Origin of the sequence: Bradyrhizobium sp. (assembly GCF_017881085.1) — a bacterium.
Taxonomy (GTDB): domain Bacteria; phylum Pseudomonadota; class Alphaproteobacteria; order Rhizobiales; family Xanthobacteraceae; genus Bradyrhizobium.
Genome location: NZ_JADGRI010000030.1, coordinates 1 through 14,810, shown reverse-complemented (window position 1 = coordinate 14,810; position 14,810 = coordinate 1). Strand labels below are relative to the sequence as shown.

The following is a 14,810-nucleotide window of genomic DNA, read 5'->3' as shown; positions in this document are numbered from 1 at the left end:
AGAGCGGCACCATGCAAAGTGGAAGCCGGTTTTGCGTTGATTTCCGCAGTGCAGCTATTTCGATTTCGCGAACACCACCTGGCGCACGTCGATATTTCCCGACAGGAAGCCGGCCTCGCAATAGGCGAGGTAGTATTCCCAAAGCCGCCGGAACCGGTCGTCGAAACCCGATGGCATCAGGTTGGGCCAGGCCGCGCGGAAATTGCTTCGCCAGATCGCCAGCGTCTTGGCATAATCTTGCCCGAAAATCCGTTCGCGGATGACGGGAACGCCGAACCGTTCGCCCAGCGATTTCAGGACCTGCGGCGAAGGGAGCATGCCGCCGGGAAAAACGTAACGCTGGATGAAATCGACCTCGCGGCGATAAGTCTGGAACAGGCTGTCCTGAATGGTGATGGCCTGGATGCCGGCGAGCCCGCCCGGCAACAGCCGGTCGCGCAGCTGGGAGAAATATTTCGGCCAAAACTGCTCGCCGACCGCCTCGATCATCTCGATCGACGCGATCCGGTCGTAGCGGTCGCGCTCGTCGCGGTAGTCCTGCAGCCGGATCTCGACCTTGTCGGCAAGGCCGGCCTCCTGAATTCGCCGCTGCGCGAAGTCTTGCTGCTGCTTGCTGATGGTGAGCGCGACCACCTTGGCGCCGAAGGTCTTGGCGGCATATTCGGCAAAGCCGCCCCATCCGCAGCCGATCTCCAGCAATTTCTGGCCGGGCTGCAGATCGATCGCTTCGGCCAGCCTGCGATATTTGTTGTTCTGCGCGGCCGCGAGGTCGGGGGTGTGATCCTCGAACAGGGCCGAGGAATAGGTCATGCTCGGATCGAGCCATGCCGAGTAAAACGCGTTGCCGATGTCGTAATGGGCATAGATGTTGCGGCGCGCCTGGCGCCTGGTGTTGCGGTTGAACCAGTGCCGGACGATCTGGACGAAGCGTATCACTGGCTTGTCGCCGAGCATCGCTTGTATCAGGTCGTGATTGACGCAGAACAGATAGAGGAACTGCGTAAGGTCGGGCGTGTCCCATTCGCCGTTCAGATAGGCCTCGGCTATTCCGATGTCGCCGCCGTTCAGGAGCCGCGACGCGAAGCCGAAATTGTAGAGCGTCATGGCGGCGGACGGGCCGGGCTCCAGGCCGCCCAGCCTGACCATGCGGCCGTCGGGCAGCGTCACATCGAGCGTGCCGCGCCGCAACCTCGAACCGAAGCCGACCGCCAGCCGGACGACACGCGGCAGATCGGAAAGCACCATCTCCACATTGTCGGGTGTTACAGTGATGAACTCAGACATATACAGACCCATCGAGCGATATGGCTCTGTGTCCGAACGTGGTGGCCCGATTTCTCGGATCCGCCCCTCAATGGACCAGAGCGCTCTCCCGCGGATCCGGTTTCCTCCCGGCCGGCGCAGGCAATGCAGGTCCAGTATAGTCATTGCGTTCGCCCACCGCCAAGATGGTTTTCGCGGTTGCAGCGCTCGGACGTTGCACCAGCCGCGCGCCCTTGAGCCACAAGCGCAGGGCTTCCCAATGGATCGCCACAACGATCTTCAGGGTGACGAGCGGCAGCGCAAAGAACGCGCGCAGCAGCGCCGCGTTGGTCAGGCTGCGGCGGCGGCCGATGAAGGTCGCGGCGAGCAGGGGGCCCTCGCGGTCGGTCTCGAGGATGCGCAGTTTGACGCGCTCTCGCGGCGGCGAGACGCGGAAATGATAGCGCGTCGCCATCTCGATGAAGGGTGAAACGTAGAACAGCTTTTGCTGCTCCTGCCGCAGACCGGCATCGCTGAACTCGCCTGGCTTTACCGGGAGCACGTAAGCGTGGATGTCGCCCAGCGTGTTGCGGACTTCGTAGATGACCAGCGCAAGCTCGCCGCCGGCGCGATGGCAGAAATACACCGACAGCGGATTGAAGGTGAAGCCGAGCAGTCGCGGGTAGCACAATAGCCGCACCCGTCCGCCGGTCAGGTCGACGCCATGTTCCGCCGCGCGCCGTTGCGCGTAAAGGCGCAAGGACGAGCCGTCGCGCGCGCCGTGATCGGCCTCGTTGAAGCTGTACAGGGCCGCGCGGTTGACGCCGAACAGCGGCGACTGCTGGTCCGCCGCATCGAGCCGGTCGAGATCGATCAAGAGGCTCATCACCCGATAGCTGAAGCGGTGGCCCATCGGCTTGAGGCGGGCATGCATCACCTCGCCGACATAGAGGGCGGCCGCGGCTTGTTCCGGCGTTTTGGATTTGGCGGGCTGGTCCGGCATGGCTATTCCGCGGCTTGCGCCAGCTCGGGCGGTGGTTGGCGCCACGGCACGGCGGCGCCGAGCGCCTCTGCGACGGCAAGACCGGACCGCAATCCGTCCTCGTGAAAACCATAACCGGTCCATGCACCGCAGAACCAGGTATGGCGCCGCCCCTGGATGTCGCCGAGGCGCTTCTGGGCGGCAAAGGCGGCGGCGTTGTATTGCGGATGGTCGCACATGTATTTTCCGAACGTCAGCGCCGGGTCCGGCTCGAACGGAGGATTGAGGCTGACGAACAGCGGCGTGTCGCTGGGGATGCCCTGCAGCCGGTTCATCCAGTAGGTCACGGCGACGTCGTTTTCGGCCGTGCCCTCGCGCTTCCAGCGCAGGAAATTCCACGATGCCCAGGCGCGGCGGCGCTTCGGCATCAATCTGGTGTCCCGATGCAGGTAGACCCGATTGGGGGAATAGCCGATGGCGCCGAGGATCGCGCGCTCGGAAGCGTCAGCGTCGGACAGTATCGCCAGCGCCTGATCGCTATGCGAGGCGATCACGACATGATCGTAAGTATCGCGCCGGCCATGGCTGTCATGGACGACGACGCCGTGCGGCGTGCGCTCGACCGACGTCACCGCGCAGCCGAGCCGAAGCCGGTCGCGGAAGGCCGAAGTCATTTTCTCGACGTAGCGCCGGCTGCCGCCCTTCACCGTGCGCCAGACCGGGCGATCATATTGCAGCAGCCGATGATTGCTGAAGAACGCGACGAAATTCTCCGCAGGGAAGTCCAGCATCTCGCTGGCCGGTGCGGACCAGATCGCGGCACCCATCGGCGCGAGGTAGTCGGTCAGCAGACGCGGGGCGAAATGGTTGCGGCGAAAATACTCGCCGAGCGTCAGCCCCGCCAGTTTTCCCGCCGCATGGTCGGCGATGCTTTGCTGGTTGAAGGTGAGGATATCACGAAGCATCCAGAGATAGGACGGGGACAGCACGTTCTTCGGCTGGGCAAACAGACCGATCGCGGTCTGGATCCAGTTTTCGCCGCCGCCTTTCCATTCGAAGCGGCCGGCATCCGCGGTGACCGCGAAGCTCATGCAGCTTTCCACGGTCTCGATGTCGAGATGGGCGAACAGCGCCGTCAGGTCGGGATAGTTCAGTTCGTTGTAGACGATGAAGCCGATATCGACCGCGAGCGGGGCTCCATCATAGTCGATGGTAACGGTGTGGCTGTGTCCGCCCGGCCTGAGGTCGCGGTCGTACACCGTCACCGGGTAGCGCCTCGACAAGGTCCAGGCTGCGGCATTGCCGGCAATTCCCGTTCCGATAACCGCGACCCGCATTCACCGCCCCCATCTGTTGACAAGCGAGATACGGTGCATGGCGAGGGAAGTTTCAGCATCGGCCAAAGGGTGTTGAAGGGGCATTGGGGCGTGGCCTGCCGCGCTGCGCAGGCTGTCGGCCACATGAAATGTTGGTAAGCTTGCCGCATCCCGGGCAATGCCTCAATTTGCAAAAAGCCCTACAAAACGCGAGAAACTTGCAAGTTCCTGTCGCTGATTCGGCACCCTCAATTGATCGGCACCACAGGGGACAGAGCCGGAACAGGACTGTCCGCAACATGATCCCCCGGCTAGTATGCCAGACAGGTTCCCTAAGGAAGCATCACCCCTCGTGGACGCGCGGCGACCAGTCTCCCAGCAGCATTATCCGCGAATCGGTCCGGCGGGTTTCGCAATGCCGTGCGCCGGGCAGCCGGGCATTTGCCCGGCGGAGGGCTGACGTGGGCCAGGGATTGCCGGATGTTGCCGCCGAGTGCCTGCCTCTCACCGTTCACGGTCTCGGTCGGGCAGCGAGATGGCTTGTAGCGCTTGGCATCGCGGCTAGTTCTTTCGGCTGCGTGCTGACCCAGGATGTGCCGGATCCGGCGCTCGACATTCCCAACGCCTACAAGGCCGCGCGAGCGACCGATTCCGACGCGTCGCCGACGCTGGATTGGTGGCGCGGATTCCGGTCGCGGGAACTGACCGATCTGATGGAGGAAGCCCAGCGGGTCAATCTGGACATCGCCGCCGCCGTGGCGCGATTCAAGCAGGCTGATGCGCAGGCGCGCGTGGCGGGCGCAGCGTTGCTGCCGAGCCTGAGCGGCGCAGGTCAGGAGACCTATTCCCGCACCTCAGGCTCGAGCGCCAGCGGACTGACCAATGGCGGACGAGAGGTGGTCAACTATTCTTCCTCGCTCAGCGCCAGCTATCAACTGGATTTCTGGGGCCAGAACCGGGACGCGTTGCAGGCGGCCGAGGAGACCGCCATTGCCAACCGTTTCGACCGCGAGGTGGTGGCGCTGACCACGCTGACCAGCGTCGCGTCAGCTTATTTCCAGGTGTTGGCCTCGCAGGACCGCATTCGCACCGCCGAACGCAACATCGCCAGCGCGAGCCGTATCCTCGATGCCATCAAGCAACGGCTGAGCGCCGGCACCGGCACCGATCTCGATGTGGCGCAGCAGGAAAGCGTTCTCGCCAATCAGCGCGCTGCCGTGCCGCCGCTGCGGCAGACGCTGGACCAGAACATCAACGCGCTGGCGCTCTTGGTTTCGCGGCCGCGGGAAAGCGTACGCATCACCGGCGGTTCGCTGAATCAGGTGGCGTTGCCACGCGTGACGCCGGGCCTGCCGTCCGAGTTGCTGACGCAGCGGCCGGATATCCGGCGCCAGGAAGCCCAGCTCGCGTCCGCCACCGCCAATGTCGGCAGCGCCCGCGCGCAATTCTTCCCCACCATCCAGCTCACCGGGCAGGGCGGCTATCAGAGTTCGGCGCTGGTATCGCTGTTTCAGCCGCATGCCGCGTTCTTCAGCATGGTCGGCAGCCTGACCCAGCCGATCTTCGACGGCGGAAGGATCCTGGGCAATTTCGAACTCACCCAGGCACGGCAGGATGAATTGCTGCAGACCTACCGCAAGACCGTGGTCTCGGCATTCACCGATGTCGACAACGCGCTTTATTCGATCAAGCAGACCACCGTGAAGCTGCGGCTGCAGCGCGAGGTGGTGGCGGCCTCGCGGCGGGCCTTTCAATTGTCCGAACAGCAGCTTCGGGCCGGCACCGCCGACATCGTAACTGTGCTAAATACGCAACTGACGCTGTTTCAGGCGGAAGACACGCTGTTGCAGGCGCAGCTTGCCCAGCTGTTGGCGTTCGTCAGCCTGTACCAGGCGCTGGGGGGCGGCTGGGAGCCGAAGATGGAGAAGCCGGTCGATGCTCTTTAAGCCGGATTTGAACGGGACCGCGAAGGCGGCCGGCGACCGCGTCGCCCGCGTCGCCTCGCGCGCACGCCGCCGCACCGTTTCGATCGCCATTACCCTTCTGATCCTCGGCGGCCTCGGCTACATCGCCTGGACCTCGCTGCAGCAGAAGCAGGCGGCCAACCGGGCCGCGCGTCCCGACCTGCCGGTTCCGGTGCTGGCGGCGACACCGCAAATCAAGGACGTGCCGGTCTATCTCGACGGCGTCGGCGCCGTGCGCGCGCTCAACACCGTGACCGTGCGCTCGCAGGTCGACGGCAAGCTGATCGCGGTGAATTTCACCGAAGGACAGGACGTCAAGAAGGGCGACGTGCTCGGCGAGATCGATCCCGTCATCTACAAGGCGCAGTACGATCAGGCGGTCGCCAAGAAGGCCCAGGACGAGGCGCAACTCGCCAATCAGCGCCTCGATTTGGTCCGCTACCAGCAGTTGGCCGCCTCCAATGCCGGCTCCAAGCAGCAATACGATACGCAGAAGGCCGTCATCGCCCAGCAGGAGGCGCTGGTGAATTCCGATCAGGCGCAGATCGACAACGCGGGCGCGACGCTCGGCTATACCAAGATCATCGCACCCTTGTCGGGCCGGGCCGGATTGCGGCAGGTCGACCAGGGCAACATCATCCACGCCAGCGACACGACCGGACTGGTCATCGTCACCCAGTTGCAGCCGATCGCGGTGCAGTTCAGCCTGCCGCAGCAGCAGATCGTGCGGGTCAATGCCGCCTCGGGCAAGGGTGCGCTGGCGGTCGACGTGTTCGGCAATGACGGGATCACGGTGATCGACTCCGGCACGCTGAAAGGCATCGACAACCAGGTCGATCCGACCACCGGAACGCTGAAGCTCAAGGCCGAATTTCCGAATGCCAGTTTTCAGTTGTGGCCGGGACAGTTCGTCAATGTGCGGCTCAAGGTCGACACGCTTTCGCAGGCGATCGTGGTGCCGACCTCGGCGGTGCAGCGGGGGCCCGCGGGAACCTTCAGCTACGTCATCGGCGACGGCGACATCGTCACGGCCAAGCCGGTCATGGTGACGCAGCAGAACGAGACCGAAGCGGTGATCGCGAGCGGCTTGACGCCGTCCGATCGCGTGGTGACGACCGGCTTTGCCAACCTCTCCGATGGCGCCAAGGTCATCGTCGGTAAGGTTGAGCAAACGCCGGCGGCCGATCTCGCGCCGCGCAAGAAGGGCAGCCGCCCGCCGCAGGGCGATCAGGTCAAGGACGGCAAGGGCGAGCGCCGCGGCAAGAAGGCGGAGGGCGGTCAGGCCGAAGGCGGCGCCGCGCAGGGAGGCGAGCAGTCGGGCGGCGGAGCGAAGTCGCAGCCATGACCCAAACCATCGCCGTCTGATGCCTGACTTCACAAGCGTGAGCGTGCAGCCATGAGCGTCTCTGAACCGTTCATTCGCCGGCCGATCGCGACCTCCCTGCTCGGGGTGGCGCTGCTGATCGGCGGCGCGCTCGGCTATTGGGCGCTGCCGGTCTCGGCGCTGCCGCAAGTCGACTTCCCCACCGTGCAGGTGACGACCCAGCTGCCCGGTGCCAGTCCCGATGTGATCGCCTCACTGATCACCGCACCGCTGGAACGCCAGCTCGGGCAGATTCCGTCGCTGTCGTCGATGACCTCGACGAGTTCGTTCGGCGTCAGCCAGGTTTCGCTGCAGTTCGATCTCAACCGCGACATCGACGGCGCCACCCAGGATGTACAGGCCGCGATCAACGCCGCCGCGGGCGTGCTGCCCAGAACGCTGCCTTATCCGCCGACCTACGCCAAGGTGAATCCCGCGGACGCGCCGGTTTTGACGCTGGCGCTGACGTCGGAGACGATTTCGCTTCGCGCCATGAGCGATCTCGCCGACACCATTCTGGCCCAGCGCCTGAGCCAGATCTCCGGGGTGGGACGGGTCTCCGTGCTGGGCGGTCTGAAGCCGGCGGTGCGGGTGCAGGCCGATCTGGCGCGGCTCGCCGCCTATGGCATCGCGATGGAGGATTTGCGCAACGCGATCGCGGGCGCCAACGTCTCCGGCCCGAAGGGGTCGCTCGACGGCGCGCAACAGTCCTATACCATCGCCGCCAACGACCAGATCGCCGCCGCCGACGCCTACAAGCCGATCATCATCGCCTATCGCAACGGCGCACCGGTCACCATCGGCGACGTTGCCCAGATCGTCGACGGAATGGAGAACGATCGCACCGGTGGCTGGTATCAGGGCACGCCGGCCGTCATCATCGATATCCAGCGCCAGCCCGGCGCCAACGTCATCGAGGTGGTTCGCCAGATCCGGGCCGAAATACCCAAAGTGCAGCGCGCGGTTCCGGCGGGGGTGAACCTTGCCGTGGTCAGCGACCGGACCGACACCATTCGCGCGTCCGTGCATGACGTGCAGTTCACGCTGGTCCTGAGCGTGGTGCTGGTCACGCTGGTGGTGCTGCTGTTCCTGCGCTCGCTGCGCGCCACCCTGATCGCGGGGGTCGCGTTGCCGCTGTCGCTGATCACTTCGTTCGGCATCATGTATTTTTCCGGCTTCAGCCTCGACAATCTGTCGCTGATGGCGCTGACGATCGGCACCGGCTTCGTGGTCGACGACGCCATCGTGATGATCGAGAACATCGTCCGCCACATGGAGAACGGCGAATCCGCGATGCAGGCTTCGCTGCGGGGCGCCAGCGAAATCGGCTTCACCGTGATTTCGCTGACGGTGTCCCTGATCGCCGTGTTCATCCCGCTCTTGTTCATGTCGGGGCTGGTGGGGCGCATGTTCCGCGAGTTCGCGCTGACGCTGACGATCGCGGTTGTGACCTCGGCGATCGTATCGCTGACGCTGACGCCGATGATGTGCTCGCGGCTGTTGAAGCATACCGGCGAGGAGATGGTGGTCCCCGGCCTCGCCGCGATCAGCAGCTTCATCGACCGCATGGTCGATTTCTATCACCACTCGCTGTTGTGGGTGCTTCAGCGCCAGCGCGCGACCTTGCTTGTCACTGTGGCCACGCTGGCGGCAACCCTGATCCTCTATGTCGTGGCGCCCAAGGGCTTCCTGCCGCTGCAGGACACCGCTTCGATTACCGCGGTGACCGAGGCCGGCCCCGACGTTTCCTTTTTCGAAATGCAGAGCCGGCAGACCCAGGCGGCCGACGCGATCAAGGCCGACCCTGATGTCACCGGCGTCGTCTCCGTAATCGGCGCGGGTTCGGTCAACCCGACGACCAATGTCGGCCGGCTGGTGATGACATTGAAACCGCGCGGTGAACGGCGCTCCGACGTTTCCGCTGTGATCGTGCGGCTGAAGCAGCTCACGGCGTCGATCCCGGGCATGACGATCTACTTCCAGCCGGTTCAGGACGTGCAGATCTCGACCCAGTCCAGCCGGTCGCAATATCAGTACACGCTGACCGGCACCGATGCCGCGCTGGTCGGCCTGTGGGCCAGCAAGCTCGTCGCCGAACTGCGACGCGATCCGCTGTTCCGCGACGTCTCTTCGGAAGCCCAGGATGGCGGCCTGCGCGCCGCGCTCGATATCAATCGCCAGCGCGCCGGCCAGCTCGGCGTCAACCTGCAGGGAGTGACCGATACCCTGAACGACGCCTTCGCGCAGCGCCAGATATCGACCATCTACGGGCAGGCTAACCAGTACCGGGTGGTGCTGGAAGCGCTGCCGATATATCAGCGCGATCCCTCGATTCTTTCAAAGCTGTATCTGCCCGGCGCGCTCGGCGCCCAGGTGCCGCTCTCGGCCGTTGCGACGCTGACGCGCACCACCGCGCCGCTGGCGATTTCGCATCAGGCGCAATTTCCGGCGGTCTCGCTCAGTTTCAATCTGGCGCCCGGTGCGGCGCTTGGCGACGCCGTGGATGAAGTCAAGTCGCTCGAATCCCGCATCGGCATGCCCGGCAGCATCGTCGGCGTCTTCGCCGGCGATGCTGCCGAGTTCTCGAAATCGCTGGCCGGGCAGCCGTGGCTGATCCTGGCCGCGCTCGTCACCATCTACATCGTGCTCGGCGTGCTCTACGAGAGCTACATTCACCCGATCACCATCCTCTCGACGCTTCCCTCGGCCGGCGTCGGCGCCATCCTGGCGCTGATGCTGTTCGGGCAGGATTTGTCGGTGATCGGCCTGATCGGCATCATCCTGTTGATGGGCATCGTCAAGAAAAACGCCATCATGATGATTGATTTCGCGCTGGAGGCGGAGCGGCATCAGGGCATGTCGGCGATGGACGCGATCGTGCAGGCCTGCCTCCTGCGTTTTCGCCCGATCATGATGACGACGCTGGCCGCCTTGTTCGGCGCGCTGCCGCTGGCGGTGGAAAGCGGTACCGGCGCCGAGCTGCGGTTTCCGCTGGGCATTTCGATCATCGGTGGGCTGCTGCTGAGCCAGTTGCTGACGCTGTATACGACGCCCGTGATCTATCTCGCGCTCGACCGGATCAACCGCAGCATCGAGAAGGCGGTGCCGCCGGTCGGGCCCGAACTGCCGTCGCCGCCGGTTGCGGGAGCCACCGAGGGGATGCAGTAATGGCATCGCTGTCGATCTCGGAGCCGTTCATCCGCCGGCCGGTCGGCACCACGCTGTTGGCGATCGGGCTGTTTCTGATCGGCGTCGTGGCCTACCAGTTCCTCCCGGTCGCCGCCGTTCCCAATGTCGACTTCCCGTCGATCCGGGTCTCCGCGACGCGGCCCGGCGCCGACCCCTCGATCATGGCGGCCACCGTCGCGGCGCCGCTGGAGCGGCGGCTCGGCGAGATCGCAGGCATCGATCAGATCACCTCGACAAGCTCGCTCGGCTCGACGAGCATCCAGTTGCAGTTTGCGATCGGCCGCGATATCGATCGCGCCGCGCGCGACGTGCAAGCCGCGATCAACGCCTCGCTCGCCGATCTGCCGACCGACCTTCCGACATTGCCGAAATTCCGCAAGGCCAACACCGCAGCCGCCCCGGTGTTCGTGCTGGCGCTGACGTCGAAGACGATTCCGACGAGCGCGATCTACGACGTTGCGGATACCGTGATCGCGCAGCGCATTTCGCAGGTCCCCGGCGTCGGCGACGTCACCGTCAGCGGCGCCGATCAGCCCGCGGTGCGCATCGCGCTCAACCCGGTGGCGCTGTCGAACGCCGGGATTGCGACCGACGACGTCAGGCTCGCGATCGTCAACGCCAATCCGCTGGGGCCGGTCGGCATCTTCAACGGCGGCCGGCAGAGCGAGACCTTGTCGGTCAACAAGCAGATGCGGACCGCGGCCGAATTCAGGGATATCCTGGTCAAGAGCTCGAACGGCAGCTTCGTCCGGCTCTCGGACGTGGCTGACGTCGAAGACTCCGTCCGCAGCAGCCGGTCGATCGCCTGGTTCAACAAGCAGCCCGCCGTTCTGATTCAAATTACCAAGCAGGGCGACGCCAACGTCATCGACACCGTGGACCGTGTGCGCGCGCTGATCCCGGAACTGAAGCAGTGGATTCCCGGCGGTATCGAGATTTCCACCCTCGTCGACCGCACCGGAACCATCCGCGCCAGCGTCCAGGACATGCAGTTGACGCTGCTGGCGACGGCCATCCTGGTCATGGTGGTGGTGTTCGTGTTCCTGCGCCGGCTCACGCCGACCATTGCCGCGGGCATCTCGGTGCCGCTGGCGCTGGCCGGCACCTGCGCCGGCATGTGGCTTGCGGGATTCTCGATCGACAATTTGTCGCTGATGGCGCTGGCGATCTCGGTCGGCTTCGTGGTCGACGACGCCATCGTGATGATCGAGAACATGTACCGCAACCTCGAACATGGCATGCGGCCCTATCAGGCGGCACTGGAAGGCGCCAAGCAGATCGGCTTCACGGTGCTGTCGATCAGCCTGTCGCTGATCGCCGCCTTCACGCCGCTGATCTTCATGGACGGCATCGTGGGCCGGCTGTTGCGGGAATTTTCCGTGACCCTGACGTTTGCCATCGTGGTTTCCACCGTGGTCTCGCTGACGATCACGCCGATGATCTGCGCCCATTACGTCAAGCAGACGACTTCCAGCAGCGCCACGTGGTTCGATCGCGTCGTGGAAGGCACGTTGTCGCGCATGGTGGCGTTCTATGCGTGGACGCTGCGCGCGGTGCTGGCCTTTCCGTTTCTGACCTTGCTGGTATTCTTCGCGACCATCGCGCTGACCGTGACGCTCTACGTCAAGACCCCGAAGGGATACTTCCCGGTCGACGATTCCGGCTTCGTGATCGGCGCGACCCGCGCGTCGGCCGACATCTCGTTCCAGTCGATGCTCGGCCTGCAGCAGCAGCTCGCCGATATCGTGATGGCCGATCCGGCGGTGGCGGGCGTCGGGTCGATCCTCAGCGGAGCCGGCGGTCCGTTCGGCGGAGGCTCCAATCGCGGCATCATGTTCATCAGCCTGAAGCCGCCGGGGGAGCGGCAGGGGTTGACCACGGCGCTGGTGATCGATCGCTTGCGCAAAAATCTCTATCGCGTGGCGGGAATTCGCCTGTTCATGTTCGCCGCGCAGGACGTCCGCGCCGGCGGACGCCAGTCCGATTCCGGCGACTACCAGTACACGCTGTCGAGCACCGATCTCGATCTCCTGCAGAAATGGGCTCCGATCGTCGGCAAGCGCATGGAGACGGTCGAAGGCATCACCGACGTCTCCAGCGATCGCGATCCAGGGGGCCTGCAGCTGACGCTGTCGATCGACCGGCAGAAGGCTTCGGTCCTGGGCGTTAGGGTGCAGGACATCGACAACGCGCTCAACAACGCGTTCTCCCAGCGGCAGATATCGATCGTCTATACCCAGCGCAACCAGTACATGGTGGTGCTGGAGATCGATCCGAAATTCCAAAGCGATCCTTCCAACCTCGAGCAAATTTTCGTGGCCGGGGCGAATGGCACGCAGGTGCCGCTATCGACGGTGGTTCGCTACCAGCGCGGCCTTTCGCCGCTCGCCGTGTTTCACTCGCAGTCGATTCCCTCGACCACGGTGTCGTTCAATCTCTTGCCGGACGTGCCCCTGCAGGTCGCCACGTCGAATATCCAGCGCGCGGTGGAGGAATTGCATATGCCGGAGGGCATTCGCGGCAGCTTCGATGGCAATGCCGGCGACTTCAGCAAGACCAGCGGGCACATGCCGCTGCTGATCCTCGGCGCGCTGGTGGCGATGTATATCGTGCTGGGCGTGCTCTATGAGAGCCTCGCCCATCCCCTGACCATCATTTCCACGCTGCCGTCGGCCGGGCTGGGGGCGTTATTGGCGCTGCAGGTGACAAATACGCCGCTGACCATCATCGCCTTCGTCGGCATCATCCTCTTGATCGGCATCGTCAAGAAGAACGGCATCATGATCGTGGATTTCGCGCTCGACGCCGAGCGCCACCGCGGGCTGTCGTCGGCCGACGCCATCTTCGAGGCCTGCAGCGCGCGGTTCCGGCCGATCCTGATGACGACGATGGCGGCGCTGTTCGCGGGCATTCCGCTGGTCATCGCCACCGGCCCCGGCACCGAGCTGCGCCGGCCGCTCGGCATCACCATCATCGGCGGCTTGCTCGTCTCGCAGATCCTGACGCTTTACACGACGCCGGTGATCTATCTCCTGATCGACCGGCTGCGGCGGCGCTCCGAGCCGGCCGCGAGCGCCGCCCCCGCAGAATAGCTTTGAACCACGGCGCCGCGGGGCGTATAGCGGGCGCATGTCAAAACAATCCCAACCAGAGGCCGGCGCCGCCCTCGCGGAGGCGATCCCGGAGTGTCCGCGCTGCCAAAAGCCCTTGCCGCTGTGCATCTGCGACAGCATCACGCCGATCGAGAACAAGATCGCGCTCCTGATACTGCAGCATCCGCAGGAGCAGGACAGGGCGCTCGGCACCGCGCGGCTGACCGCGCTGCATTTCAAGAATGCGGTGCTGAAGATCGGATTGTCATGGCCGAGCCTTTCCAAGGCGCTGGGACGGCCGGTCCATGATCCCTCGCGCTGGGCGGTGCTCTATCTCGGCTCCGCGAAGGTCGCCGATCTCGACACCGACAGCGACATCGTCGCGATCAACCGCAAAGGCGAAGTCGAGGACCATCAGCGCGCCATCCTGAAGGATATCGAAGGCATCGTGCTGCTCGACGGCACCTGGAGCCAGGCCAAGGCGCTGTGGTGGCGCAATGCGTGGATGTTGAAATGCCAGCGCGTTATCCTCGGCCCGCAGCTTCCGTCGCGCTATGGCAAGCTGCGCCGCGAACCGCGCCGCGACGGCCTGTCCACCATCGAGGCCGCGGCGATGCTGCTCTCGAGCCTCGAAAAGCGGCCGGATATCGCCGAGACGCTGCATGCCAGTTTCGAGCGGATGCTGGCAAAATATCGCGAGGCGCAGAGCGTACTGCCCGAACTCGCGCCCAAGCCGCGGCCGAAGCGGGACTACCGCCGCCGCAAGCGGGCCTGAGCCGCCCCGGCTTGGTTGCCTATCCGGGGGAGGCCGTATAAGAGTTCGCCTTCAAGGGGCCACGTGGCGGAGTGGTTACGCAACGGTCTGCAAAACCGTGTACACCAGTTCAATTCTGGTCGTGGCCTCCACCTATCAATCTGAAATCATTAAGTTTTTCGATTCCTATTTTGTTCCGCGGACTACTGCTGCTACCGCTTTGCTACCGAATGGTTTTTGACGCTCGCTTTTGAATGGCGATCTGCAATTGGGCATCGACCATCGCGGCGGCATCCTCCTGCATTCCTGGCATCACATGGCTGTAAAGATCCAAGGTGATGCCTACACGGCTATGGCCCAGCCGTTCGCTGGCGACTTTCGGGTGAACGCCGTTGGCGAGCAGGTGGCTCGCGTGCGCGTGTCGCAGGTCATGGTACCGGAGATGGGCCAGCCCGGTTTTCCGGATGGTCCTTGCCCATTGCTGCGAAATGTAGATCGGTGGAACGATTGACCCGTCGGCGTGGGAAATCACGAGATCGTCATCCGACATGGCGATGCCGAGCCTGAGCAGGTCCTCAGCGCGTTTGATTCGATGGGCCCGCAATTCCTCCACCATGGTCGCCGACAGCGCCACGGTGCGGCCCTTGCCGCTCTTAGGGGATTTAAAGCGCAGACCGGACTTGGTTTGCTCCAGGCTCTCCACCACCGATATCTGCCCCGTAACGAGGTCGACGTTGCGCCAGCGCAGGGCACATACCTCTCCGCGGCGCAGCCCGCAGAGGACCGCGAGGAGGGTAGGGACTAACAGCGAGGTGTCACGCACGGCCTCGATCAGTTCCGCAGTCTGCGATAGATCATAGGTCTGCATCGGCCGCCACTCGACCTTGGGCGGCTCGACCGCGTCGGCA

At 64.4% G+C, this 14,810-nt stretch carries 9 protein-coding genes and 1 tRNA gene; 6 read left to right on the top strand and 4 right to left on the bottom strand.

Translation table 11 applies throughout. The features are described from left to right. Positions 1-54: 54 nt before the first annotated feature. The 3 genes from QZ213_RS04900 to QZ213_RS04890 all read right to left on the bottom strand — a co-directional run bounded on the left by QZ213_RS04900 (position 55) and on the right by QZ213_RS04890 (position 3,561). Positions 55-1,284 carry a cyclopropane-fatty-acyl-phospholipid synthase family protein gene (locus QZ213_RS04900; RefSeq protein ID WP_291684930.1) on the bottom strand — a complete coding sequence of 410 codons (1,230 nt, stop codon included), beginning with the start codon at positions 1,282-1,284 and terminating at the stop codon, positions 55-57. A 67-nt stretch (positions 1,285-1,351) separates the two neighbouring features. Continuing rightward, positions 1,352-2,245, bottom strand: a complete 894-nt coding sequence (locus tag QZ213_RS04895; protein ID WP_291684929.1) for a DUF1365 domain-containing protein — start codon at positions 2,243-2,245, stop codon at positions 1,352-1,354. A gap of 2 nt (positions 2,246-2,247) precedes the next feature. After that, positions 2,248-3,561, bottom strand: a complete 1,314-nt coding sequence (locus tag QZ213_RS04890; RefSeq protein ID WP_291684928.1) for an FAD-dependent oxidoreductase — start codon at positions 3,559-3,561, stop codon at positions 2,248-2,250. Between the two features lie 452 nt (positions 3,562-4,013). Between QZ213_RS04890 and QZ213_RS04885 the strand changes: the two genes are divergently transcribed. The 6 genes from QZ213_RS04885 to QZ213_RS04860 all read left to right on the top strand — a co-directional run bounded on the left by QZ213_RS04885 (position 4,014) and on the right by QZ213_RS04860 (position 14,054). After that, positions 4,014-5,486: an efflux transporter outer membrane subunit gene (locus tag QZ213_RS04885; RefSeq protein ID WP_291684941.1), complete on the top strand. Its 1,473-nt coding sequence runs from the start codon at positions 4,014-4,016 to the stop codon at positions 5,484-5,486. Next, positions 5,476-6,849 carry an efflux RND transporter periplasmic adaptor subunit gene (locus tag QZ213_RS04880; RefSeq protein WP_291684927.1) on the top strand — a complete coding sequence of 458 codons (1,374 nt, stop codon included), beginning with the start codon at positions 5,476-5,478 and terminating at the stop codon, positions 6,847-6,849. The genes QZ213_RS04885 and QZ213_RS04880 overlap by 11 nt, the downstream gene beginning before the upstream one ends. Positions 6,850-6,900: 51 nt before the next feature. Then, positions 6,901-10,035 carry an efflux RND transporter permease subunit gene (locus tag QZ213_RS04875; RefSeq protein ID WP_291684926.1) on the top strand — a complete coding sequence of 1,045 codons (3,135 nt, stop codon included), beginning with the start codon at positions 6,901-6,903 and terminating at the stop codon, positions 10,033-10,035. Next, positions 10,035-13,148 (top strand): efflux RND transporter permease subunit, encoded by a 3,114-nt coding sequence (locus QZ213_RS04870; protein WP_291684925.1) that lies wholly within the window; start codon positions 10,035-10,037, stop codon positions 13,146-13,148. The genes QZ213_RS04875 and QZ213_RS04870 overlap by 1 nt, the downstream gene beginning before the upstream one ends. Before the next feature lie 37 nt (positions 13,149-13,185). Beyond that, positions 13,186-13,923 carry a tRNA-uridine aminocarboxypropyltransferase gene (locus QZ213_RS04865; RefSeq protein WP_291684924.1) on the top strand — a complete coding sequence of 246 codons (738 nt, stop codon included), beginning with the start codon at positions 13,186-13,188 and terminating at the stop codon, positions 13,921-13,923. Positions 13,924-13,980: 57 nt separating this feature from the next. After that, a tRNA-Cys gene (locus tag QZ213_RS04860) sits at positions 13,981-14,054 on the top strand. Between the two features lie 71 nt (positions 14,055-14,125). Here the strand turns inward: QZ213_RS04860 and QZ213_RS04855 are convergent. Next, positions 14,126-14,810, bottom strand: a 685-nt coding sequence (locus tag QZ213_RS04855; protein ID WP_291684923.1) for a site-specific integrase, incomplete at its 5' end; no start/stop codon positions are given.

Excerpts from the sequence above, each read along its gene's own strand:
- QZ213_RS04895 (WP_291684929.1), bottom strand. The coding sequence starts at position 2,245 with ATGCCGGACCAGCCCGCCAAATCCAAAACGCCGGAACAAGCCGCGGCC.
- QZ213_RS04865 (WP_291684924.1), top strand. The coding sequence starts at position 13,186 with ATGTCAAAACAATCCCAACCAGAGGCCGGCGCCGCCCTCGCGGAGGCG.
- QZ213_RS04890 (WP_291684928.1), bottom strand. The coding sequence starts at position 3,561 with ATGCGGGTCGCGGTTATCGGAACGGGAATTGCCGGCAATGCCGCAGCC.
- QZ213_RS04900 (WP_291684930.1), bottom strand. The coding sequence starts at position 1,284 with ATGTCTGAGTTCATCACTGTAACACCCGACAATGTGGAGATGGTGCTT.
- QZ213_RS04870 (WP_291684925.1), top strand. The coding sequence starts at position 10,035 with ATGGCATCGCTGTCGATCTCGGAGCCGTTCATCCGCCGGCCGGTCGGC.
- QZ213_RS04880 (WP_291684927.1), top strand. The coding sequence starts at position 5,476 with ATGCTCTTTAAGCCGGATTTGAACGGGACCGCGAAGGCGGCCGGCGAC.
- QZ213_RS04875 (WP_291684926.1), top strand. The coding sequence starts at position 6,901 with ATGAGCGTCTCTGAACCGTTCATTCGCCGGCCGATCGCGACCTCCCTG.